The following is a 22,669-nucleotide window of genomic DNA, read 5'->3' on the forward strand; positions in this document are numbered from 1 at the left end:
CAGGTTTTGCAAGTGTTCGTTTGCACCGCTGCGTGTGACACAGACGAAACCTCAAGGCTCTGCTTTCCGGCTTGAATCGAATAAAAACTGCTGCTACAACTACATGACAAATACGATGCAGACGACAAAGGAGCCAAAGTCGGATTTCCCCCCTTGCGAGGGGAAACCTCAGACTTTGACTCGGGCGCTAACTGACGCCGGTACAGATATTACTTGATCGAAGCGGTTGCGCCGGCTTCTACCAGTTTCTTCTGTGCTGCTTCAGCGTCAGCTTTCGACACTGCTTCTTTCACAGTTTTTGGTGCGCCATCGACCAGGTCTTTAGCTTCTTTCAAGCCCAGGCCGGTGATTTCGCGAACTGCTTTAATAACGCCAACTTTGTTTGCGCCGAAGGTGTCAAGGATGACGTTGAATTCGGTTTGTTCTTCAGCAGCTGCTGCTGGGCCTGCTGCAGGACCGGCCGAAGCCATTGCTGCTGCGGACACGCCGAATTTTTCTTCGAATGCTTTAACCAGGTCGTTCAGGTCCATTACGGACATGGCGCTAACTGCTTCCAGGATATCGTCTTTGCTAATTGCCATTTTGAAACTCCTAAATTTATTACGTTAGTTACATCAGATTGGTACTGAGAGAAAAAAGCGCGCGCAATTAAGCGGCTGCTGGGGCTTCTTCTGCTGCTGCTTCTGCAGGAGCTTCGGCGCCTTCGCCTTTTTTCGCTGCCAGGGCAGCCAGACCACGTGCAAAGCCCGAAACCGGAGCCAGCATAACGCCCAACAACTGCGAAATGAGAACTTCACGGCTAGGAATGCTCGCCAACGCGGTGACAGCAGCTGTATCCAGCGGCTTGCCTGCGTAGTTACCTGCTTTGATGACCAGTTTGTCGTTGGTTTTAGCGAAGTCAGCGATGACTTTAGCTGCAGCAACGGCATCGGCCGAGATCGAGTAGATCAACGGACCGGTCATGGCATCTGCCAGGCTGGCGAATGCGGTACCTTCAACGGAGCGACGAGCCAGAGTGTTTTTCAACACACGCAGGTACACGCCTTGGGCACGCGCTTTAGCACGCAGTTGCGTCAAGTGACCAACCTGGATGCCACGATATTCGGCCACGACGATCGTTTGCGCAGCTGCTACTTGTGCGGAAACTTCGGCGACGACGGCCTTTTTGTCATTCAGATTGAGACTCACGGTCAACCTCCTTAAATGATGTTCGGCAATCACAACCGAGTGGTTGAGCGCCTTGCATCGGTTCGAACACGGCGTCCGAAGTCAAGAAGTACTAAACTGAGCGGATACATTCACGCAGCATGAGGACTACAAAACTTGTTCGGGTACACCATCTGCGTTGGGCACTTCCCGTTGCCGGAAAGTCTATTAACCTTCTGCACATGTGGTCGCAGTCGGCCCAACGGTCTTTGATTGTCTGCCTGCCTGGTGCGAACACCGGGCAGACAGCCCAAAGATGCGCCCGCAGCGCCCGAAGGCGCTACAGGACTTGATTCTGTTACTTAAGCTGCCAGGCTAGCCTGGTCAACACGGACGCCAGCGCCCATGGTCGACGACAGCGAAACTTTGCGCAGGTACACGCCTTTGCTCGATGCTGGCTTGGCTTTGTTCAGGGCGTCGATCAGTGCGACCAGATTCGATTTCAGATCTGCGTCAGCGAACGATTTACGGCCGATGGTAGCGTGGATGATACCGGATTTGTCGGTACGGTACTGAACTTGACCGGCTTTCGCGTTTTTCACGGCGGTAGCGACGTCAGGAGTAACAGTGCCAACTTTCGGGTTAGGCATCATGCCGCGTGGGCCCAGGATCTGACCCAGGGTACCAACGATACGCATGGTATCTGGCGAAGCGATGACGATATCGAAAGGCATGTCGCCGGCTTTGATCTGCTCAGCCAGGTCTTCCATACCAACGATGTCGGCGCCGGCTGCTTTAGCAGCTTCCGCTTTTTCGCCCGACGCGAAGACAGCGACGCGTACGGTTTTGCCGGTACCAGCTGGCAGCACGACGGAGCCGCGCACCACTTGGTCGGATTTCTTAGGATCTACGCCCAGTTGTACCGATACGTCGATCGATTCATTGAACTTGGCCGTTGCGCACTCTTTGATCAGAGCGACAGCGTTGTCGAAAGCGTACACTTTGGTACGGTCGACTTTGGCTTTCAAAGCCTTGATACGTTTGGATAACTTAGCCATTATACAACACCTTCCACCGTGATACCAATCGAACGAGCGGAACCAGCGATGGTGCGTACAGCAGCATCCATGTCGGCAGCGGTCAGATCAGGGGTTTTCAATTTAGCGATTTCTTCAGCTTGTGCGCGGGTCAGCGTACCGACTTTGTCGGTATGTGGCTTCGGCGAACCTTTGGTGATCGCAGCAGCTTTTTTGATCAGGTAGGTTGCTGGAGGCGTCTTCATCACGAACGTGAAGGACTTGTCCGCAAACGCGGTGATCACGACTGGGATCGGCATGCCTGGTTCCATACCTTGGGTCTGCGCGTTGAACGCCTTGCAGAATTCCATGATGTTCAGACCGCGTTGACCCAGAGCTGGACCGATTGGTGGGGATGGGTTTGCTTTACCAGCTGGCACTTGCAGCTTGATAAAACCAATGATTTTCTTTGCCATGATGGCTCCTATCTTGGATTGAGTAGTAGCGCCCCGCCGATCCTACCCTGGCGGGGCTCCTCTGACCGGATTTCGCTGAGACTGCCGCGGCGCTCCTGGTGGCGCTTGATAATGCTTAAACTTTTTCGACCTGGCCGAATTCGAGTTCCACCGGAGTGGCGCGGCCGAAGATGGTGACCGAGACGCGCACCTTGGATTTCTCGTAGTTGACTTCTTCGACATTGCCGTTGAAATCGGTAAACGGACCATCCTTGATGCGGACTTGCTCGCCCACTTCGTACAAGGTCTTGGGACGGGGCTTTTCAACACCTTCCTGCATCTGGCGCATGATGGCGTCGATTTCGCGCGCGGAGATCGGCGTCGGCTTGTTCGATTTGCCACCGATGAAACCGGTAACCTTGCTGGTGTTCTTGACCAAATGCCAGCTCTCGTCCGTCATTTCCATTTCAACCAGCACATAGCCAGGATAGAAACGACGCTCGGTAACCGACTTCACACCATTCTTGACTTCAACTACTTCTTCGATCGGCACCAGAATCTGGCCGAACTGGTCTTGCATGCCCGCGCGCTCGATGCGCTCGGTCAGTGCGCGCATGACGCTTTTTTCCATGCCGGAATAAGCATGCACGACATACCAGCGCTTGCTGCTCACTGGCACGCTCAGCGCTGCACCAGTATCCGCTGCCGGAGCGTCGCCCGGAACGGACTCTTCCGCCGCTTCATCATGCACATTTTCGCTCATTATTTTTTCCAACCCAGAATTACGTCATACAACAAAAACTCGAGCAATTTATCCGTGCCCCACAGGAAAATCGCCATGACCAGCACAAAGGCAAACACGATCGCAGTGATCTGCGTGGCTTCTTTGCGGGTAGGCCAAACGACTTTCTTGGTTTCGCGCACAGCTTCTTTGGCGAAATTGAGAAATTCACGGCCGGTCGTCGAGACATACAAGAGCGCAACAGCAATAACCAAACCAGCCACAAGCGCGCTTGCACGCACCAGAGCTGGTTGGCCTGCCAGGTAATAAAACCCGACTACTCCTGCAATCGCAGCTACTATTGCCAGCGCGACTTTTATCTTGTCACTCGACGTGCTAACGGTTTGCACGGATTGATTTGACATTTTTCTACTTTCGGTGCCCTGCACCTTGACGGTGGCAGGGACGGAGGGCATCGAACCCCCAACCTTCGGTTTTGGAGACCGACGCTCTGCCAATTGAGCTACGTCCCTACGTAAAACTTTCGAGGAGTGCTATTCTACCACCCAGGACGCCCCGGGTGGAAGCATAACATTTCCTTATGCGAGGATTTTTGCAACCACGCCGGCGCCGACGGTACGACCGCCTTCACGGATAGCGAAGCGCAGGCCTTCTTCCATCGCGATCGGGTTGATCAGCTTGACGGTGATCGACACGTTATCGCCTGGCATAACCATTTCTTTGTCTGCTGGCAACTCGATCGAACCAGTTACGTCCGTCGTGCGGAAGTAGAACTGTGGACGGTAGTTGTTGAAGAATGGCGTATGACGGCCGCCTTCGTCTTTCGACAGAACATAGATCTCGCCGGTGAAGTGAGCATGCGGCTTGATCGAGCCTGGCTTGGCCAGAACTTGACCACGTTGCACGTCTTCACGCTTGGTGCCGCGCAGCAGCAGACCAACGTTGTCGCCTGCTTGACCTTGGTCCAGCAGTTTGCGGAACATTTCCACGCCGGTGCAAGTCGTTTTGACGGTATCGGTGATACCGACGATTTCGATCTCTTCGCCGACTTTAACAATGCCGCGCTCGATACGACCGGTAACCACGGTACCGCGACCCGAGATCGAGAACACGTCTTCCACTGGCATCAGGAACGCACCGTCAACAGCGCGCTCTGGCGTTGGGATGTAAGCATCCAGCGCATCGGCCAGACGCAGCACTGCGTCAACGCCCATTTCGCCTTCTTTGCCTTCCAGCGCCATACGTGCCGAACCTTTGATGATTGGCAGGTCGTCGCCTGGGAATTCGTACTTCGACAACAGCTCGCGCACTTCCATTTCAACCAGTTCCAGCAGCTCTGCGTCGTCGACCAGGTCGCACTTGTTCAGGAACACGATGATGTATGGAACGCCAACTTGGCGGGCCAGCAGGATGTGTTCGCGGGTCTGTGGCATTGGGCCGTCAGCTGCGGAGCACACCAGGATCGCGCCGTCCATCTGCGCGGCACCGGTAATCATGTTTTTGATGTAGTCGGCGTGGCCTGGGCAGTCAACGTGCGCGTAGTGACGCGTTTCCGTTTCGTACTCGACGTGGGCGGTGTTAATCGTGATACCGCGCGCTTTTTCTTCTGGAGCCGCATCGATCTGGTCGTATGCCTTAGCTTCGCCGCCGAATTTCTTCGACAGAACCGTTGCGATTGCAGCGGTCAGCGTGGTTTTACCGTGGTCGACGTGGCCGATAGTGCCGACGTTGACGTGCGGCTTGGTCCGTTCGAATTTACCTTTTGCCATTTTGAACTCCTAATGATTTGATTAGATTGCTCAGGCACACGCCCGACGGTCTGGTTTGAATTGCTTCTGTGCTGCCTGCTGCGAATTCTGGTGCCCTTGACGTGGATCGAACACGTGGCCTCTCCCTTACCAAGGGAGTGCTCTACCACTGAGCTACAAGGGCTGTAATTTGTTGCATGCGATGCATCAAGCATCTGAACGGAAACTGGAGCGGGTGAAGGGAATCGAACCCTCGTCGTAAGCTTGGAAGGCTTCTGCTCTACCATTGAGCTACACCCGCGAGGTATCGTTCACTTTATCTTCACTTACTTGCTACTACCCAGTTTTCCTTGCAAAAACTTGGTGGAGGGGGCTGGATTCGAACCAGCGTACTCATAGAGAACAGATTTACAGTCTGTCGCCTTTAACCACTCGGCCACCCCTCCGCGGGAACCGCAGAGTATGAAGCATCTACTCACAACTGTCAACCTTATTTACTGATGCCTGACTGCTGCATTTGCTTATAAAGAAGAAGTTGGCTGCTTCGGGGCGTGATTATAAGCTCCCGATTTGAGAATGTGCAAGGGTTGGCGCGAAAAAGTCGTCTTTTTTCGCATTTTTTTTATCCGCCCCGCTTGCAAGCCGCATTTTCCCGTCATTTGCCCCGGTTTTACCCCTGCTCACGGGGCGTCAGGCGGATGCATCCACGACGTGCCGCGCGGCTTATATTTGCGCAATAACTGCTGATGCAGGCCCGACAGCACCGGCAATTTGGGGTTGCGCGGGTCCAGGCGGCGCACGCCGGCGATGAAATCGAGCGCCTGCTGGCCCATGCGTTCATCCCAGCCGCCATGCTCGAGGCATTTCAGCACGGCCACGGCCGCGTTGAACACCACTTGCGGGTTGTCAGGCAGGCGCGTGACGGCTTCGCTCATCAGGTCGACGGCGCCGCGGAAGTCGCCCTCGCCCGCCCTGGCCGCGCCGGCCGCCACCATGTCGGCCACTTCCTGGCGGCTTTGCCGCGCCAACGCCTTGGCCAGCTCTTCGCGCCCCGCCTGTTCGAACACGGCCATGGCGCGCGTCATGGCGGCGCTGTCGGGCGCATTGCGCATGACTTCGCGCATCACCTCGGCGGCGCCATCCTCGCGCCCATGCGCCAGGCAATGGCGCGCCAATTCCGTCTTCAGCGTATTCGAGCCGCCGCCGCTATGGCGGTTGGCCGCCAGCGCCGCATCGAGCGACTGCTGCAGCCTTTCCTCGTTGCCCGTATGCGCATGCAACATGGCGCTGCACAGCGCGCTGCACAGTTCCGCGTTCTTTTGCCCGCCCATCGACTTGTCGAGATCGCGGATCACGGCACCCACCTGCAGCGGGTCGCCCTTGCGCACCAGCGTCTGCACGAGGCGCACATGGTCTTCCGGATCGCGGAATTCCGAATACTTGGCCTTGCTGACGACCAGTTTCAGGGCTTTCTCCGCCATCTCGATATCATCGGCGGCCAGGGCCGCCTCGCCCAAGCGGCGCAGGCGGCGCACGGCATGCGGCGACAGGGCCACCGCTTCGCTCAGCGCCGCCTGCGCCAGTTCCGGCTTGCCTTGCGCCAGATGCGTGCGGGCCAGCCAGTCATAGGCGTCGAGAAAGCGCTTGTTGTTTTCCAGCAACCCCTCCAGCGTGCCCTGCGCCGCGTCGTACTCGCCCAGCAGGAACTGCGTCTTCGCCTGGCCCAGGCGCGCCCAGCCGATGGCCTTGCTCTCATACAGCGCCGCATAGATCGGCTCGGCATCGGCCGCTTCGCCGAGCAGCAGATGCAATTCGGCGCGCAGGCGCATGAAATCGGTCGCATAGCGCGGATACAGGCTGGCGCCTTCGGTGCAGGCGGCAATCGCGGCGCGCTCGTTGCCCACGTCGATCAGCGCATACACGGGCACGAAGGCGTTGCGCTTGTCCAGCGCGCGGCCGATGCGTTCGAGCATGCTGTCAGCGGTAAACGGCTTGAGGATGTAATCGGTGGGCAGCAGCTCGACGGCGCTGACCACCTTGGCAAAGCTGCCTTCGCCCGTGACCATGAAGAACATGGTCGAGGCGTGCATCAGCTTGTGGTGGCGCAAGTCTTCCAGCATCTGCTGGCCATCCTGCCCGCCTTCGAGGTCGTACTCGCACAGGATCAGGTCATACGATTTGTTGCCCAGCATGCGGATCGCCTGGCCCGAGCTGGCCGCGTCATCGATCTTCGCCAGGCCGCACAGGTTGAGCATATTGTGCAGGCTGGCGCGCATGCCCGGATGCGGCTCGATGATCAGTGCGCTGAGACCCTTGAGTTCTTTCATGTCGTGATGTCCGAAAACTCAGCGGCGCACCACACTGGTGCATGGCGCCAGCCAGCATGAGGCTGCCGAGTATATGACGGCGCCGTGCGCAAGGGAATGGCACGGCGCCGAAAACCAGCAAGGAAGCCGGCAAATCAGCCGGTGGCGCGCTCCGGATGCCACAGTTGCGGTTCGTGGTCGATCAGGTCGAGCAGTGCGGCCACCACTTCCGGGTCGAACTGGCTGCCGCTGCGCTGTTCGATATATTCGCGCACCTGCGGATATGGCCATGGCTCCTTGTACGGACGTTCGTGCAGCAAGGCATCGAAGACGTCGACCACGGCGACGATGCGCGCGGCTACGGGAATGTCGCGCCCCGCCAGGCCGTTCGGATAGCCGGCACCATCGAAATGCTCATGGTGGCCGCCGGCGATCTGCGCGCCATACGTCAGGTAGCTGACGCCGTCGACCATGTTGGCAGCGCGCTCGAGGATGGTGCGCCCGACGCTGGCATGCAGCTGCATCTGCGCCCTTTCCTCGTCCGTATGCTTGCCCGGCTTCAATAGCACGGCATCGGGCGTGGCCACCTTGCCCACGTCGTGCAGGATGCTGGCCAGGCCGATCATGTCGAGCAGCTGCGGCGTGAGCTCGTCGGCATATACGCCGCGCTGCTGCATGCGGCGGGCGATGGCGTCGGACAGCTGCTGCACGCGCCGCACATGGCCGCCCGTGTCGCTGTCGCGGAACTCGGCCAGGTCGGCCAGGGCCACCACGGTGGCTTCCTGCGCCTTGCGCAGCTGGCCGAACATGTACAGGTTGTCGAAGGCGGCGGCAATGCGCTGGCAAAACACTTCCAGCAAGTCGCGCTGGATCTGCGCCAGCGGCCACGGCGGCGTGACGGAAATGGCCAGCTCGCGGTTGCCTTCCGTATGGATGAACAGCACATTGGCCGGGTGCTCGAACTGGCTGCGCTTTTCCGCGAACGCCTTGTCGATGGTCGGCGTCAGCGCGTGGTCGGCCGGCATGGCTTCGGACTCGGCCAGCACGGCATAGGTGCCCGTGGCGGCCACCACCTCGGGCCGCCCGGCACCGCCCTGCATCAGGCACAGCACGCCGTCGGCACCCACGTCGAGGATGGCGCTGACCTGGTTCAGCACGCCGGAAGCGAATTCGCGCAGCGAATGGATCTGGTACAGATTGGTGGCGCCGGCCAGGATCTTGCCCAGGCCGATGCGGCTGCGCTCGAGCATCATCAGGCTCTCGTAGGCGCGCAGGGCCGAAATGACGGTGGTAAACAGCTTCTGTGTCGTCAGTTCGGTCTTGGCCTTGTAATCGTTGATGTCGTATTCGATGATCACGCGCTGCTCGGGCGCCTGGCCCGGCTGGCCCGTGCGCAGCACGACGCGCACGATGGCGTTGTTCAGGTCGGCGCGGATGCGCTTGGCGAGGATCAGGCCGGCATCATCCGTTTCCATCACCACATCGAGCAGCACCAGCGCGATATCGGGCGTGTCGCGCAGGATCTCATAAGCCTCGCGGCCGCTGTAGGCGGAGAACAGTTCCAGTTCACGCCCCTTGAAACTGACATTGCGCAGCGCCAGCCGCGTCACCGCATGCACATCGACATCGTCATCGACAATCAAGACACGCCACAGGCGCTGGTCGGGTGCGGCCAGTCCGGCAGGACTCGCCACCGGCTCATCCTCGTCGAGCAGCCAGTTATCATCTGCATCGGCTTTGAGGTCGGTCATGGATACTCCTAAGGGGTAGATTCGCTGTGGATGCTGCTTTGACGCCTATCAAGCATAATCAGATTAGATGTTGCTTACAACAGGATTCTGCGTGTCAGCCTCGCCAGCCACCGGGCTCGGCGCAGGTATGGACGCGCCACTGCGCGTCTTGCCGCCACAACTGTCCTGCGCCGGCTCGACCGCCTGGTAGCGCACCTCGTACTTGCCCGCGCTGAGCTGCTCGACGGCCAGCTTGTCATGCGCCAGGATGAACAGATAGCGCACGTTCGAACGCCGCTCCGTGTCATACAGCTTGACGAACACGGGGGTGGCATTGGCGCGGTTGTCGATGCTCAAGGTCAGCTCGTCACCCTTGTTACTGATCGGAAAACCGTCCACATAGCCGGACTGCGCCGGCCAGGGTTCGCCATTCGGCGCCACCAGCGCCGCGGACTGGGCCGTGCCATCGCAGACGGGCTGCATGGCTTTCAAACTCAGCTGGGACACGGCCAGCACGCGGATCTCGGGCGCCCTGGCCTGCTGCGGTTCCGGCGCATACGGCTTGCCCACGGCCCAGCTATCGACCGCCACCGGCTCGCCCTTCAATGCCGGCGGCAGCAGGGCGCTGGCGCCCGGCGTTGCCGTCTCCGTGCGCGGCTTGGCGCCATCGCGCGCAAAACCGCTCCAGGCCGACACCAGCGCGGACGGCATCGGCTGGGACGTATCGAGCATCAGCAAGGCGCCCAGCCAGCCCAGCAGCAAACAGATAAATAAACTCAGCCACCAGCGCCAGTTGCGCCAGACCGGTCGCGCGCCACGCCGCGGCTTGCCCGACGGCGGCGGCACATCCTGTGCCCAGGCGTGATCATGCGCATGGTGGCGGCCATCCTTGGCCTTGCCTTCTTCGTGATGGGTGCTTTCCAGCCATTCGATTTCCCACTCCTCGGCCGCGATCCACTCGTCATGCTCGCGGCGCCGCTGGGGATCGGACAAGGTGCCATAGGCGCTGTTGAGGATCGCCATGATGCGGGCAGCCTTCTCGTCGCCGGGATTCTTGTCTGGATGATATTTCTGGCTGAGGGCCTTGTACGCGGCACGTATGACTTCCTGCGGCGCCAGGCGCGCCACTTTCAGGTTGTCATAGTGTGTATGTATCTTTCCCATCGTTCTATCTTGAAATCGGTGCGCGGCGACGGGTTCTTGCCGGATGGAACCGTGCTGTATCAATCATCATATACGATATGACAAGATAATAACCACCGGCGGACAGGAAATTGCAGGGCGTTAACGCCCTGCCTTGATATTACAGCCGGTGGCTGCGGTCGCCTGACAACAGGGTTTCCGGCAATTCCACCCGGTGTCCCACCACCAGCACCTTGAACAATTCGCCCATCTCGGCTGGCGACAGCAGCTTTTGCACGGCGCTCGCCTGCGGCAGGTAAGCCTTCGCCTGCTCTGGATCCGTGCGCAGCAGCAAGTCGTCTATGCCGGCGCCCAGCAGGAAGGAGGCCTGGTTCATGTAGCCGAGCACATCGAGGCCCGCATCCTGCGCCGCCACGGCCATGGCCGTGAAATCCACGTGGGCCGTGATGTCCTGCAAGCCGGGCAGATAGAATGGCTCCGCATGGGCATGGTGGCGGTAATGGCACATCAGCGTGCCCGTGGCGCGCTGGCCCAGGTAATACTCGTGCGCGGGAAAGCCGTAATCGAACAGCACGGCCGCGCCCCCCTTGCCGGCGGTCAACATGCGCGCCAGCGAACGCATGAAGCCGCAGGCGACGCCATGAATCTCGCTGACATAGCCGACCGGCAAATCGTCCGCGTCGGGCACCTGGGCGGCGATCTGCGCCGCCACCTCGGCGCCGGCAAGGCGCTCGACAAAGACAAACTGGCCATCGGCAATGCTGACGTCGAGCTCGCACCAGCCGGCGGGCGTCTTGCTGATCAGGTTGACGGGCATGGCGTCCAGCACTTCATTGCCGAACACGGCGCCTTCAAAACTGTCGGGGAAGCCGTCGAGCCACACCACCTGCGGGAAGGCGGCCAGCGCCAGCTCCTGGCGCGCGCGCAATTCGCCGGACAATTCGACGATCGCATACTGTTCTACAGGGATGCCGGCGCTGGCCGCTTCCGTCAGGATATCGCAGGCCAGCTTGCCCGTGCCGGCGCCGAATTCGAGGATGCGCGGGGCCGTTTGCGCCATAATAGCGGCTGCCACGTGGGCCAGGGTGGCGCCGAACAGGGACGAGATTTCCGGCGCGGTTGTAAAATCGCCATCTTTGCCCAGCTTGGCGGCACCGCCGCTGTAATAGCCGAGGTCGGGCGCATACAGCGCCAGCTCCATGAAGCGGACAAAGGGAATGGCGCCGTCGTTGCGCGCGATTTCGGCGGCAATCTGGTGCTGCAAGGCATGGGACGCGGCCAGCGCGTCGCTATCGGGTGCGGGAAGAGACATTCCCGCATTGTAGCGAATCGGCGGGCCAGGCCGCCAGTGCCGCCAGTTCACCGACTACTTCAACCATATATAAAGTACATGAATCCAACGCACATGACGCAAGCAAGGCCGGCAGACGGCACACCCCGCGTCGCCCTCGTCACGGGCGCGGCGCGGCGTATCGGCCGCGCCATCGCGCTGGGCCTGGCGCGCGACGGCTGGGACATCGCCGTGCACTACCGCGACTCGCGCGACGACGCCATCAGCCTGGTGGCGGAAATCGAGGCGCTGGGCCGGCGCGCGCACGCCTTGCCGTGCGACCTGGCGCAGGAAGCCGGCGTGCGCCAGCTCTTGCCGCAGGCGCAGGCGGCGCTGGGCCCCGTCACTTGCATAGTAAACAACGCATCGTTGTTTGAATACGACAATGCCGGCGATTTTTCCGTCGCCGCGCTGGACGCCCACATGCACGCCAACCTGGCCGCGCCCGTGCTGCTGGCGCAGGCCCTGTACGAAGCCACCCCAAGCGGCGGGCAAGCCGTGGTCATCAACCTGCTGGACCAAAAACTGTACAATCTCAATCCTGATTTTTTGTCGTACACCCTGTCCAAGGCGGCGCTGCTGTCGGCGACCACCATGCTGGCCCAGGCGCTGGCGCCGAAAGTGCGCGTGGTGGGCATCGCCCCCGGCATCACCATGGTCTCGGGCGAGCAAACGGCAGCCAATTTTGCCAAGGCGCATGAAAATACGCCGCTGGGCCGTTCCAGCACGCCGCAGGATGTGGCCGACTGCGTCTGCTATGTGGCCGGCGCGCGCGCGCTGACGGGCACCACCCTGCTCGTCGATGGCGGCCAGCATCTGATCGGCCTGCCGCGCGACGTCATGTTCCTGGCCAAATAATCAGCAGCCCTAACGACTACCCAACAAAAAATATTAGCATTCAAGCATTCCCTTAAAAGGTAAAACTATGTCGTCCGCCCTGTCCCACCCTCGCCTGGCCGATTGCCGCCGCCTGTTCCTGCGCAATTACGAAGTCCTCATCAATATCGGCGTCTACGACTTCGAGAAAAAGGGCGAGCAGCGCGTCCTCATCAACGTCGACCTGTACATTCCCCTGGCCCTGTCGACGCCGAAGGATGACCAGCTGGAAGAAGTGGTCGACTACGACTTCATGCGCGAAACCATCGCCAAGCGCATGGCGCAAGGTCACGTGCAGCTGCAGGAAAGCCTGGTGGACGACGTGCTCGCCGCCATGCTGGCGCACCCGCGCGTGCGCGCCGCGCGCGTGTCGTCCATGAAACCGGACGTGTATCCCGACTGCGAAGGCGTGGGCGTGGAAGTATTCAAGATCAAGGATGAAGCATGAACAACGCAGTGATGGAAACGGCCGTAGAAATCCCGGCCAACGTGGAAGCGCAGAAACTGGCGCGCAAGAAGGCGGAAAAGATCGCCCTGGAAAACAACAAGCTGCACAAGCGCCTGTGCCGCCTGGTGGGACAAGCCATCGGCGACTTCAACATGATCGAGGACGGCGACAAGGTGATGGTGTGCCTGTCGGGCGGCAAGGACAGCTATGCGCTGCTGGACATCCTGATGACCTTGCGCGAACGCGCGCCGATTCATTTCGACATCGTCGCCGTCAACCTGGACCAGAAGCAGCCGAACTTCCCCCCGGAAATCCTGCCCGCCTACCTGACGGAACTGGGCGTGGCCTTCCATATCGAAAACCAGGACACCTACAGCATCGTCAAGCGCCTGATTCCAGAAGGCAAGACCACATGCTCGCTGTGCTCGCGCCTGCGCCGCGGCATCCTGTACCGCGTGGCCGATGAGCTGGGCGCCAACAAGATCGCCCTCGGCCATCACCGCGATGACATTCTGGAAACCTTCTTCCTGAATATGTTCTTCGGCGGCAAACTGAAAGGCATGCCGGCCAAGCTGCAGTCGGACGACGGCAAGCACATCGTCATCCGCCCGATGGCGTACGTGAAGGAAGAGGACACGCAGCGCTATGCGGAAGTCAAGGGCTTCCCCATCATTCCATGCGACCTGTGCGGTTCGCAGGAAAACCTGCAGCGCAAGCAGATCAAGGGGTTGATGCGCGAATGGGACAAGAAGTTCCCCGGCCGCGTGGAAAGCATCTTCTCGGCGCTGTCGAACGTGGCGCCTTCGCACCTGATGGACCCGAAACTGTTCGGTTTCAAGAACTTGAAGGCCGATGGCGTGGCCAATCCCATGGGCGACATCGCGTTTGACGAAGAGCCATGCTCGACGCCGACCACCTTTGGCACGATCGCGCTGCAACCGCTGCAAGCCTAAGCCTCCCTGCTGAAATCGTTGTTTCGCCGCCACCGCCCAGGTGGCGGCATCCTGCCTCTTTCCCCTTGCGTCCATTTGATGTACCGTAGTCTGCTCTGCCGGTACGCGATGTGTCACGCGCGCATTCCTGTCCGGCGGTCAGCACGCATTCTTCCGACAACCTCACTGGAATGAACCATGACGCCATCCGCGCTCAAGCGCCCCCTGCTGTGTTCCCTGCTTGCCCTCAGCCTCGCCACTGCCTTCGCCGCGCCCGCGCCAACCGACCAGCAGGCGGACCGCTGGGATCTGGCCGCGCTGTACCAGAACGACGCCGCCTTCGACGCCGATGCCCAAAAGCTGTCGGCGCAGCTGCAGCAGCTGGCCGCCTGCAAGGGCCAGCTGGGCAGCACGCCCGCCCGCCTGAAAGGCTGCCTGGACCTGTACGCGGAGGCGCGCAAGCGCGTCAACACCCTGTACGTGTATGCGGCGCAGTATTACGACCAGGATACGGGCGACAGCAAGGGTAACGAGCTGAACCAGCGCGCCGCCCTGCTGGGCAATGAGTTCAACCAGGCAACGACCTTTTTGCAGCCGGAAATCCTCGCCCTGGGCGCCAGACGCATCGACGCCATGCTGGCGAAGGACAAGGGTTTGCAGCTGTACCGCTTCCAGCTGAGCAACATGCTGCGCAGCGCGCCGCACACGCTCGACGCGGCCGGCGAACAGCTGGTGGCGCAATTCGGCCTGGCGACCGGTTCCGCCGCCACCATCTACCGCACCCTGGCCAACGCGGAAATCCCGTGGCCCAGCGTGACCCTGTCCGATGGCAAGGAAGTCAGGCTCGACCAGGCGGCCTACACGAAATACCGGGGCGACGACAACCGCGCCGACCGCAAGCGGGTATTCGACGCCTTCTTCGGCAAGTGGAAGGAATATGAACGCACGTTCGGCGAGACCCTGTACGGCCAGCTGAAGACGGATGCCGCCTACGCCAAGGTGCGCCGCTATGCCGATTCGCAAAGCGCCGCGCTGGACGCCGACCACCTGCCGCCGGCCGTCTACCAGACCCTGATCGCCCAGACCAACGCCAACCTGCCCACCCTGCACCGCTATTTCAAGCTGCGCGCGCGCATGCTGGGCATCAAGGATCTGGCGTACTACGACATCTACCCGCCGCTGCTGAAAAGCGAACGCACCTTCCCGCTGGCCGACGGCAAGCAGATGATGCTGGCCTCCGTCGCGCCGCTGGGGCCCGACTATGTCAAGACCCTCGCATCGGCCGTGAACGCGCGCTGGATGGATGTCTACCCGCGCCCGCGCAAGGTAGCGGGTGCCTACATGAATGGCGACGCGTATGACGTGCATCCGTATGTGCTGCTCAACTACACGGACAACTACGAAGCCGTCAGCACGCTGACGCATGAATGGGGCCACGCCATGCACTCGGTGCTGGCCAACAAGGCGCAGCCGTCGATCTATGCGCCATACAGCATCTTTGTCGCGGAAATCGCCTCGACGACGAACGAGGCGCTGCTGCTCGACGCGCGCCTGAAGCAGGCCACGGATGACGACGAGCGCCTGCTGTACCTGGGCGCGGCGCTGGAAAACCTGCGCGGCACCTTCTTCCGCCAGGCCATGTTCGCCGAGTTCGAGGCGGCCATCCACGGCAAGGTGGACAAGGGCGAGTCGCTGACGGGCGAGCAGATGACGGCCATCTATGCCGACATCCTCAAGCGCTACCACGGCGAAGCGCAGGGCGTCATGACCATCGATCCCGCCTACGCGCTGGAATGGGCCTACGTGCCGCACTTCTACCACGGCTTCTATGTGTTCCAGTACGCCACCTCGATCGCCGCGGCGCAGGATTTCTCGCAGCGCATCCTCGACAAGGAACCGGGCGCGCTGGCAGCCTACCTGAAAATGCTCAGCGCGGGCGGCTCGGCCTACCCGTATGAGCTGGTGAAGGCGGCCGGAGTCGACCTGGCATCGCCGAAGCCGTACCAGGCGCTGGTGGCGCGCATGAACGGCATCATGGACCAGATCGAGGCGATCGAAGGCAAGCGGGGAAGGTAAAACCCGGCAGCGATCGTTGCAGGCGTAGGTCGGCTTGGCGCAAGGCGCCTAAGCCGACACAACCGGCAACACCAGCAATGTGCCGGATTACGCGGCTTTGCCGCTAATCCGGCCTGCCGCTTTCTACTTCTGCCGCCGCAAACGCCGCCGCATCGCTCTCGAACATGTCTTCCAGCTCCTCGCGCGCCTGGCGCGTAAGCGACATGACTTTTTGCTGGTCCTGGAAGTGTGGCGCCACTTCCAACAGGGTTTTCAGGTTATGCCGGCCAAAGATGCCGGCCGCGCGCTGCGCCCGCTCGGCGCTGTAACCCACCTGCTGCAAGGTCTGCTCGCCCAGCAGCAGGGCCGCCGCGAACGTCTCGCGCTCGATCAGGGTCACGCCCCGCTTCATCAACTCATAGTAATGCGTGACGTTGCGCGCGCGCGCCAAAATCGTCAGCTGCGGCAGGCGCAGGCGCACGGCGTCGACCAAGGCCAGGCTGTCTTCCACGTTGTCGATGGCGATCACCAGCGCCTTCGCCTTCTCGATGCCGGCCGCCACCAGCAAATCCACGCGCGTGGCGTCGCCATAGAACACCTTGAAACCGAACTTGCGCAGCAGCTCGATCTGGTCGGGGTCATGGTCGAGCACCGTCACGCCGATCTTGTTGGCCGCCAGCAGGCGGCCGATGATCTGGCCGAAGCGGCCGAAACCGGCGATGACGATGGGATTGTCCTGCGCCTCGATATGGTCGTCGGGGCGGCGTTTCTTTTCGCCTTGCAGGCGCGGCGCGACGAATTTGTCATGCAACAGCAGCAGCAAGGGCGTGGCCACCATCGACAGCGTCACCACCACGACCAGCAAGGCCCCCGTTTCCGGCGTGAATACGTGCGCGGCCACGGCGGCGGCAAATACGACGAAGGCAAATTCGCCGCCCTGCGACAGCAGCAGCGCAAAGAACAGCTGCTGGCCGCGGGGAATGTCGAACAGCTTCGACAGGCCGTACAGCAGGGCGATCTTGATGGCGACGAAGCCTGCCACCAGCGCCAGGATCAGCACGGGCTGGGCGCGCAGCACGCCGAAATCGACAGACATGCCGACGGCGATGAAGAACAGGCCCAGCAGCAGACCCTTGAACGGTTCCAGGTCGCTGATCAGCTCATGCCGGTATTCGGAATCGGCCAGCAGCACGCCCGCGACGAACGTGCCCAGGGCCATCGACAGGCCCACCGATTCCATCAGCACGCAGATGGCGATCACCAGCAGCAGGGCGAACGCCGTGAAAATCTCGCGCAAGTCGGTCCTGGCGATGAAGCGCAGGATGGGATTGACGAGGAAGCGCCCGCCGATCACCAGCGCCGCCAGCACGGCCGCCAGCTTGGCCACGCGCAGCCAGCCCGGTTCGCCGCCATGCGTGGCCAGCCCGCCCAGCAGCGGCACCAGCGCGATCATGGGAATGGCGGCGATATCCTGGAACAGCAGGATGGAAAAGCCGGCGGAACCGGCCGGCGTGCTCATTAATTTACGTTCGCCCAGGGTGGCCAGCACGATGGCCGTCGACGACAGCGACAGGCCCAGCGCGCCCACCAGCGCCGTGCGCCAGTCCACGCCGAAGGCCATGGCGGCCGCGCACAGGCCCGCGCTGACGAGGGCCACCTGCGCCCCGCCCCAGCCGAAGATGGGACGGCGCAGCAGCCACAAGCGCTTCGGCTCCAGTTCCAGGCCGATCAGGAACAGCAGCAGCACCACGCCGAATTCGGAGAAGCTGAGGATTACCTCGACATTCTTGATCAGTCCCAAACCCCACGGCCCGATGACGATGCCGGCCACCAGGTAGCCCAGCACGGCGCCCATGCCCAGGCGCTTGGCCAGCGGCACCATGATGATGGCCGCCACCAGGTAAAACAGTATGTTGATGAGGAAGCTGTGGTGTTCCATGCGCGGCCCGGGAAAACATGTGGATGAAACGACATCATGCCTGAAATGCCGGAACTCGGGGAGCGCCGCTTATTTCATGAAACTGGCGGGCCTCGCATCGACGCGCATCACCGGATACAGGTTCAGCCGCTCATCCCACGAAGCGTGGCGGCGGGCGAAAAATTCCAGGCGCGCAGCCGGGCTCCCGGCAAACGCGGGATCGTCGGCCAGTTTCTGGTGAAACTGCGCCGCCAGCGCCGGGTCGGCCGCCAGCTGCGCGCGCGCCACGTCTTCGGCGACATATTCCTCCATGTATTCCTTGCGCTCGAACGCCGTATTGAAACTGCCCCAGGCCAGCAGCGAGTCGGGCGCGCGCGGCTCGAGCATGGCGACGACCAGGCGCGCCTTGGGCTGGTTGACGGGCACGTACAGCGCCCCCGCCTCGACCAGGCGCTCTTCTTTGCGCCATTCGCCCTGCACCGCCGCCGTTTGCCTTCCCTCGAACGACTGCGCGCCAAACTTGACGGCGCTGGCGCGGAAGGTTTCGACGGCCAGCTTGCCGGGCGCGGTGCCCAGCACCTGATACGACACGCCATGCTGGCGCAGCTTGGCCGCCACCATCTGCGCCTGCGCGGCGGGCACCAGGTAGCCGGCCTTCGGCGCGGCCAGCTGCAGGTCGGGCACGATCTCGTCGCGCAGCGGCACGTTCCAGATCTGCGGCGTGGTTTCATCGTAGCGCGTCATCAGCGCGCCCGACACCTCGGACGGCGTGCGCGTGTAGGCATAGCCGCGAAACGCGATCATGCGGCTCTTGTCCGTGGTTTTATAGGTAAGCGGCAAGGTGCTGCCGGCCAGCTGCGTTGCGCGCTGGTCCGCCTCGAGCGCCGTTTGCCGCCACTGCGCGCCATGCTGCGCCACTTGCGACAGCAGCGACACGATGGTGTTGCGCGTGATGCGCACGCGGGTCGGATAATCCTTCCACGAATGGGTTTCCACCAGCATGCCGAAGCGGTTGCGCAGCAGGAAATAGCCGTGCGAGAAGCGCGGGTTCGGCGCCGAATCGACAAAGCCCGATTGCGGATTGTCGTTCTCGGCAAACGAGATATAGAACGGCTTCGGATCCGAGCCCTGCTGCGCCAGGTCGGCCAGGACATTGTCGCGCAAGGCCGTGCCGGCCACGCGCAAGGCGGCGTCGCCCGCATGCACGGGTTCGACCTGGATCGAGATATCGGGTTCGAACTGGGCGCCATCGGTGACGTGCAGGTCGACGTAGGCCAGGGGATCCCAGGCGTTCACCAGCGCCAGCATGTGCTGCATCTCGGGCGTATCCGCCTTCATGTATTCGCGGTTCAGATTGTAGTTTTGCGCCGTGCTGCGCCAGCCCATTTCCACGGGGCCGCGCTGGTTCGGGCGGTTCCACTGGCCGAAGCGTTCATGGCCATCGACATTGAAGACGGGGACGAACAGCAGCACCTGCTTGTCGAGCGCGCCGGGCGCCGCCTTGCCGTCCAATACTTCGCGCAGCGCCAGGAAGCCGGCATCCTTGCCATCGATCTCGCCCGCATGGATGCCGCCCTGCACCAGCAGCACGGGCAGCTTGCGCCGCGCCGCCTCGGCCGGCGTCAAGGCGCCCGTATTGGAGACGGCCAGCGCCAGCATGGGGCGGTTTTCCGGCGTGCGGCCGAATTCAAAGCAGCGCACCTGTTTCGGATAGCGCGCCTGGAACTGGCGGCACAAGGCTTCCACTTCCGCATAGCGGCCCGTGTGCAGGAATGCCGAGCGCTCGGCCACCGTCGTCAGGGCGGGAGCGGCGTGCGCGCTGGCGGAAAACACGGTCAACAAGACGGCGGACAACAGGGTGTGGCGTAGCATGGGCAAACTCCATCGAGAGAGGACAAGCGGGCAATTATAGGGTGGCGGTGGCGAGAAAAACGCGCCGGAAATGAAAAAAACCGGAACAGCATGCGCCGTTCCGGTGTGTTTTTTTAATGCCCACCTGCGGCCGGCATTGCGCCAGAAACCAGGTGATGGCGCGCTATCAGGAGCCGAAGTGGTAGTTGAATTCCACCCAGCCCTGGCGTCCCTGCGGGCTGAAACTGCCCACCGGGTAGTACGGCCAGCCGCCGCTGGTGTCGCGCTTGATCTTGTCGAAGACGTTGTTGACGATCAGCGACAAGGTGGCGCGGTCGTTGATGCGGTACACGGTGCTGATGTTGGCCAGCGCCGTCGGCGTCAGATAGCCCGTGCTGGCGGCGTTCGGGATCTTGCCGTAGCGGCTGACCAGCAAGGTGTTCGACCAGTCGCCCGCGCTCCAGTTCACGCTCAGGTTCAGCTTGTCGGGCCAATCCATGTTCGTCAGCGATTTCGTCTCGTCGATCTCTTCGTCGCCGACGAATTGCTGCGACTTCTTGCTCAGCACCTTGGCGTAGTTGGCCTTGAAGGCGAAACGGCCGTAGTCCGTCGTGCGCAGCAAATACTTCAGGCTCACGTCGATACCGCTGCTGCTCTGTTTTGCCGCATTGATCGGATTGACGGTGATGGTCTTGATTTCGCCGGCGCGGTTCAAGGCATTGGCGGCAAAGCGCTCGACGCGTCCCAGGGTATCGACGCAGGTCGGCGAATTGATATCCGTCCTGCCCAGGCGGCAATCGGCTTCATCGCGCAAGATCTTGTCGGCGCTCAGGTTCGTCACCAGGTCATCGATCTTGATGTTCCAGTAATCGACGGAGACGTCGAAGTTCGAGCTTGGCGACCAGACGGCGCCGACGCCGAACGACTTGCCCTTTTCCGACTGCAGGTCCTTGCTGCCGTTCTGCACATAATCGGCGCCTGGCGACTTGTTGGCGTACTCGCAGCCTTCGATGGCCTGGCCGGCCGCGCCGCAGCGGTAGTAGTCGGTGGTGCTCGAGTAGTAACCGGTGCCGCGCGCCTTGTAGATGTAGTTCATGTCCGGCGCGCGGAAGCTGGTGGCGTAGTTGGCGCGGAACAGCAGCTCCGGCGCGGGACGCAGTTCCAGGCCACCGTTGTAGGTGAACTTGCCCTCGTGGCGGCCGGCAAAGCTGTAGCGGTCATAGCGGCCGGCCAGGGTGCCGGTCAGCTTTTCGTGCAGCGGCAGGTTCAGTTCCGCGCCCAGCGCATAGCGCGTGCGGGTGCCAGCCGTCACGTCCGATGGCGTGGCAACATTGAAGTAGCCTTGATTGATGCGCGCGTCGGGCGTATTGCTGAAGCCCTGCTTGCCCACCTCGGCGATAGTGGCGATCTTGGCGGCGCCGGCCGGCAGCTGGAACAGGTCGCCGTTGGTGGCCAGGCTCAGGGTATTCGTCCAGGCCTTGTCGTCGCTGTTGGCATAACCGGTGATGCTGTCAAATTCGGCCGCCGTCACGCGGCGCGACAGGCGGGCCGGATCGGGTGCGTAGATCGGCACGCCATTCGCGTCGGTACCCAGTTTCGGACCGAGGAAGAAGCTGTCGATGTTGGCCAGCGCGCGCGGCGTGTGGCTTTCGCTCTTGTACATCGAAGCGTTGTAGTTCGCTTCATACTGCCAGCTGCTGGTACCCGGCACGCGGCCCTTGGCGCCCAGCGAGATGGCCGTGGCCATGTCGTCCCACTTGCGGTTGTAGCGCGACACGCCGCCCATTTCCTCGGGCGATATATAGCGCGTCCACGCCTCGTAGGCATTGGTGTTCTGGTTGCGGAAGTAGCTGCTGCCGGTCGACGACGAAGTCCAGCTCGGTCCGCGCGTATTGTTCTCGGTCGAGTTCTTGCCGATCAGGAAATCGGCAAACAGCGTCGTTTCCGGCGACAGCTCGTAATTGGCGCTGCCGAAGACGTTCTGGCTCTGGTTCTTGGTTTGCGTGGTCCAGTAGGTCGGGCTCACCTTCGGGCTGGCGCAGTAGCTGCCGTTCTTGGCCTGGTACTTGATGGTGCTGCCGCCGAACAGGTCGCCAAACTGGCTGCAGGTATCGCCCAGGTCCACATACTTGCCGGAGGTACCCGCCTGCACCAGGCGGCGCGAAGCGATATTCGTCGGCGTGCCCGAGCGGGTGGCCATGAAGTCGCGGTCCAGGCTGGACAGCGAATCGCGCTGGCTCAGCTCCACGCTGAACAGCGTGTGCAGCTTGTCGAAATTGCCGCCGCCCGTCAGCTGCACGCGCTGGTTGCCGCCGCCGCCGCGCGTGGTGCCACCGGCCTTGACGTTGATATCGAAGCCTTCCGTCTGCTTTTTCAGGATCACGTTGACCACGCCGGCAATCGCGTCCGAGCCATAGATGGCCGAGGCGCCGCCATTGAGGATCTCGATGCGGTCGACGATGCTCGACGGGATATTCGCCAGGTTGGTGAAGTTGACCGTGCCTTCATAGGCGACGGGGAAGTCGGCCAGGCGGCGCCCGTTCAGCAGGATCAGCGTGTGGTTCGGACCGAGGCCGCGCAGGCTGATGGTATTGGCCGACGGCGTGAAGGTATTGCCGAAATCCTCGCCCTGGGTAAAGCCGCTGTTCTGCACCTGGTTGGTCAGCGCGTCGAAGACATTCTTGTAACCCTGCTTGGTGATTTCATCGCCGGTCAGGATGGTGACGGAAGACGGGCCTTCCAGGCTGGCGCGGGGAATGCGCGAACCGGTGACCACGACGGCCTGCGGGGTGGCCGCCGGCTGCTTGTCCGCTGCGGGCGCTTGCGTTTGCGCGTGCGCCTGCCATGCGGTGCCGCCCAGGATGGCCAGTACGCCAAGGCTGAGCGGGGTTAACTTGAACTGTTTCGACATCGTTGCGCTTCTCAAGGTTGGAGAAAGCCGAAAGATAACAAGATGCCAGCGTTTACAGAACG

At 61.7% G+C, this 22,669-nt stretch carries 18 protein-coding genes and 4 tRNA genes; 4 read left to right on the forward strand and 18 right to left on the reverse strand.

Annotation, left to right across the window (positions count from 1 at the left end; translation table 11 throughout):
* Window positions 1–209: 209 nt before the first annotated feature.
* From rplL to AC1RDJ_RS08800, 15 genes are all read right to left on the reverse strand, one after another.
* Window positions 210–581 (reverse strand): 50S ribosomal protein L7/L12, encoded by a 372-nt coding sequence (rplL, locus tag AC1RDJ_RS08730; RefSeq protein WP_034753136.1) that lies wholly within the window; start codon window positions 579–581, stop codon window positions 210–212.
* A gap of 67 nt (window positions 582–648) precedes the next feature.
* On the reverse strand, window positions 649–1,188 hold the full coding sequence (gene rplJ / locus AC1RDJ_RS08735) for a 50S ribosomal protein L10 (protein ID WP_071326751.1): 540 nt from the start codon (window positions 1,186–1,188) through the stop codon (window positions 649–651).
* 320 nt (window positions 1,189–1,508) lie between these two features.
* Window positions 1,509–2,204 (reverse strand): 50S ribosomal protein L1, encoded by a 696-nt coding sequence (rplA, locus tag AC1RDJ_RS08740; RefSeq protein ID WP_034753134.1) that lies wholly within the window; start codon window positions 2,202–2,204, stop codon window positions 1,509–1,511.
* Complete coding sequence (rplK, locus tag AC1RDJ_RS08745; protein ID WP_034783246.1) at window positions 2,204–2,638, reverse strand: 50S ribosomal protein L11; 435 nt, start codon at window positions 2,636–2,638, stop codon at window positions 2,204–2,206. Before rplK ends, rplA begins: the two co-directional genes overlap by 1 nt.
* A 115-nt stretch (window positions 2,639–2,753) precedes the next feature.
* Complete coding sequence (gene nusG / locus AC1RDJ_RS08750; RefSeq protein ID WP_071325699.1) at window positions 2,754–3,380, reverse strand: transcription termination/antitermination protein NusG; 627 nt, start codon at window positions 3,378–3,380, stop codon at window positions 2,754–2,756.
* Window positions 3,380–3,763, reverse strand: a complete 384-nt coding sequence (secE, locus tag AC1RDJ_RS08755; RefSeq protein WP_010394308.1) for a preprotein translocase subunit SecE — start codon at window positions 3,761–3,763, stop codon at window positions 3,380–3,382. The genes nusG and secE overlap by 1 nt, the downstream gene beginning before the upstream one ends.
* A gap of 32 nt (window positions 3,764–3,795) precedes the next feature.
* Window positions 3,796–3,871: transfer RNA gene (locus AC1RDJ_RS08760), tRNA-Trp, on the reverse strand.
* Window positions 3,872–3,937: 66 nt separating this feature from the next.
* A complete protein-coding gene (tuf, locus tag AC1RDJ_RS08765; RefSeq protein WP_034753125.1) occupies window positions 3,938–5,128 on the reverse strand; it encodes an elongation factor Tu in 1,191 nt (396 codons plus the stop codon).
* Between the two features lie 88 nt (window positions 5,129–5,216).
* Window positions 5,217–5,291, reverse strand: a tRNA-Thr gene (locus tag AC1RDJ_RS08770).
* Window positions 5,292–5,334: 43 nt separating this feature from the next.
* Window positions 5,335–5,408, reverse strand: a tRNA-Gly gene (locus AC1RDJ_RS08775).
* A 60-nt stretch (window positions 5,409–5,468) separates the two neighbouring features.
* Window positions 5,469–5,553 (reverse strand) — tRNA-Tyr (locus AC1RDJ_RS08780).
* 234 nt (window positions 5,554–5,787) lie between these two features.
* Complete coding sequence (locus AC1RDJ_RS08785) at window positions 5,788–7,434, reverse strand: tetratricopeptide repeat-containing response regulator (RefSeq protein WP_289887738.1); 1,647 nt, start codon at window positions 7,432–7,434, stop codon at window positions 5,788–5,790.
* 134 nt (window positions 7,435–7,568) lie between these two features.
* Window positions 7,569–9,164, reverse strand: coding sequence for a DUF3369 domain-containing protein (locus tag AC1RDJ_RS08790; protein WP_071325701.1), 1,596 nt, complete (start codon window positions 9,162–9,164; stop codon window positions 7,569–7,571).
* A gap of 63 nt (window positions 9,165–9,227) precedes the next feature.
* Complete coding sequence (locus AC1RDJ_RS08795) at window positions 9,228–10,307, reverse strand: J domain-containing protein (protein ID WP_493027234.1); 1,080 nt, start codon at window positions 10,305–10,307, stop codon at window positions 9,228–9,230.
* A gap of 139 nt (window positions 10,308–10,446) precedes the next feature.
* Window positions 10,447–11,598 (reverse strand): class I SAM-dependent methyltransferase, encoded by a 1,152-nt coding sequence (locus AC1RDJ_RS08800; protein WP_493027235.1) that lies wholly within the window; start codon window positions 11,596–11,598, stop codon window positions 10,447–10,449.
* 78 nt (window positions 11,599–11,676) lie between these two features.
* Between AC1RDJ_RS08800 and AC1RDJ_RS08805 the strand changes: the two genes are divergently transcribed.
* From AC1RDJ_RS08805 to pepF, 4 genes are all read left to right on the forward strand, one after another.
* Window positions 11,677–12,474 (forward strand): SDR family oxidoreductase, encoded by a 798-nt coding sequence (locus tag AC1RDJ_RS08805; RefSeq protein ID WP_493027236.1) that lies wholly within the window; start codon window positions 11,677–11,679, stop codon window positions 12,472–12,474.
* A gap of 67 nt (window positions 12,475–12,541) precedes the next feature.
* The gene (locus AC1RDJ_RS08810; RefSeq protein WP_046682033.1) at window positions 12,542–12,940 is read left to right on the forward strand and encodes a dihydroneopterin aldolase; all 399 of its coding nucleotides are present in this window, start codon (window positions 12,542–12,544) and stop codon (window positions 12,938–12,940) included.
* Window positions 12,937–13,893, forward strand: a complete 957-nt coding sequence (ttcA, locus tag AC1RDJ_RS08815) for a tRNA 2-thiocytidine(32) synthetase TtcA (protein ID WP_493027237.1) — start codon at window positions 12,937–12,939, stop codon at window positions 13,891–13,893. The genes AC1RDJ_RS08810 and ttcA overlap by 4 nt, the downstream gene beginning before the upstream one ends.
* Window positions 13,894–14,070: 177 nt before the next feature.
* On the forward strand, window positions 14,071–15,948 hold the full coding sequence (pepF, locus tag AC1RDJ_RS08820; RefSeq protein ID WP_493027238.1) for an oligoendopeptidase F: 1,878 nt from the start codon (window positions 14,071–14,073) through the stop codon (window positions 15,946–15,948).
* Between the two features lie 103 nt (window positions 15,949–16,051).
* Here pepF and kefC read toward each other — a convergent pair whose 3' ends face one another.
* The 3 genes from kefC to AC1RDJ_RS08835 form a co-directional block, all read right to left on the reverse strand.
* Window positions 16,052–17,866 carry a glutathione-regulated potassium-efflux system protein KefC gene (gene kefC, locus AC1RDJ_RS08825; RefSeq protein ID WP_493027239.1) on the reverse strand — a complete coding sequence of 605 codons (1,815 nt, stop codon included), beginning with the start codon at window positions 17,864–17,866 and terminating at the stop codon, window positions 16,052–16,054.
* 69 nt (window positions 17,867–17,935) lie between these two features.
* Entirely contained in the window at window positions 17,936–19,717 is a 1,782-nt protein-coding gene (locus tag AC1RDJ_RS08830) for a M14 family metallopeptidase (protein WP_493027240.1), read from the reverse strand.
* Between the two features lie 166 nt (window positions 19,718–19,883).
* The gene (locus AC1RDJ_RS08835) at window positions 19,884–22,607 is read right to left on the reverse strand and encodes a TonB-dependent receptor plug domain-containing protein (RefSeq protein WP_071325709.1); all 2,724 of its coding nucleotides are present in this window, start codon (window positions 22,605–22,607) and stop codon (window positions 19,884–19,886) included.
* Window positions 22,608–22,669: the final 62 nt, after the last annotated feature.

It is taken from the genome of Janthinobacterium sp. GW822-FHT07H10, from assembly GCF_058798675.1.

What these genes read in the sequence shown, in the direction of transcription:
- AC1RDJ_RS08790 (WP_071325701.1), bottom strand. Translation starts at nt 9,164, where the DNA reads ATGACCGACCTCAAAGCCGATGCAGATGATAACTGGCTGCTCGACGAG.
- AC1RDJ_RS08810 (WP_046682033.1), top strand. Translation starts at nt 12,542, where the DNA reads ATGTCGTCCGCCCTGTCCCACCCTCGCCTGGCCGATTGCCGCCGCCTG.
- ttcA (WP_493027237.1), top strand. Translation starts at nt 12,937, where the DNA reads ATGAACAACGCAGTGATGGAAACGGCCGTAGAAATCCCGGCCAACGTG.
- kefC (WP_493027239.1), bottom strand. Translation starts at nt 17,866, where the DNA reads ATGGAACACCACAGCTTCCTCATCAACATACTGTTTTACCTGGTGGCG.
- rplK (WP_034783246.1), bottom strand. Translation starts at nt 2,638, where the DNA reads ATGGCAAAGAAAATCATTGGTTTTATCAAGCTGCAAGTGCCAGCTGGT.
- tuf (WP_034753125.1), bottom strand. Translation starts at nt 5,128, where the DNA reads ATGGCAAAAGGTAAATTCGAACGGACCAAGCCGCACGTCAACGTCGGC.
- AC1RDJ_RS08795 (WP_493027234.1), bottom strand. Translation starts at nt 10,307, where the DNA reads ATGGGAAAGATACATACACACTATGACAACCTGAAAGTGGCGCGCCTG.
- secE (WP_010394308.1), bottom strand. Translation starts at nt 3,763, where the DNA reads ATGTCAAATCAATCCGTGCAAACCGTTAGCACGTCGAGTGACAAGATA.
- AC1RDJ_RS08785 (WP_289887738.1), bottom strand. Translation starts at nt 7,434, where the DNA reads ATGAAAGAACTCAAGGGTCTCAGCGCACTGATCATCGAGCCGCATCCG.
- AC1RDJ_RS08830 (WP_493027240.1), bottom strand. Translation starts at nt 19,717, where the DNA reads ATGCTACGCCACACCCTGTTGTCCGCCGTCTTGTTGACCGTGTTTTCC.
- rplL (WP_034753136.1), bottom strand. Translation starts at nt 581, where the DNA reads ATGGCAATTAGCAAAGACGATATCCTGGAAGCAGTTAGCGCCATGTCC.
- AC1RDJ_RS08805 (WP_493027236.1), top strand. Translation starts at nt 11,677, where the DNA reads ATGAATCCAACGCACATGACGCAAGCAAGGCCGGCAGACGGCACACCC.
- nusG (WP_071325699.1), bottom strand. Translation starts at nt 3,380, where the DNA reads ATGAGCGAAAATGTGCATGATGAAGCGGCGGAAGAGTCCGTTCCGGGC.
- rplA (WP_034753134.1), bottom strand. Translation starts at nt 2,204, where the DNA reads ATGGCTAAGTTATCCAAACGTATCAAGGCTTTGAAAGCCAAAGTCGAC.
- AC1RDJ_RS08835 (WP_071325709.1), bottom strand. Translation starts at nt 22,607, where the DNA reads ATGTCGAAACAGTTCAAGTTAACCCCGCTCAGCCTTGGCGTACTGGCC.
- pepF (WP_493027238.1), top strand. Translation starts at nt 14,071, where the DNA reads ATGACGCCATCCGCGCTCAAGCGCCCCCTGCTGTGTTCCCTGCTTGCC.
- AC1RDJ_RS08800 (WP_493027235.1), bottom strand. Translation starts at nt 11,598, where the DNA reads ATGTCTCTTCCCGCACCCGATAGCGACGCGCTGGCCGCGTCCCATGCC.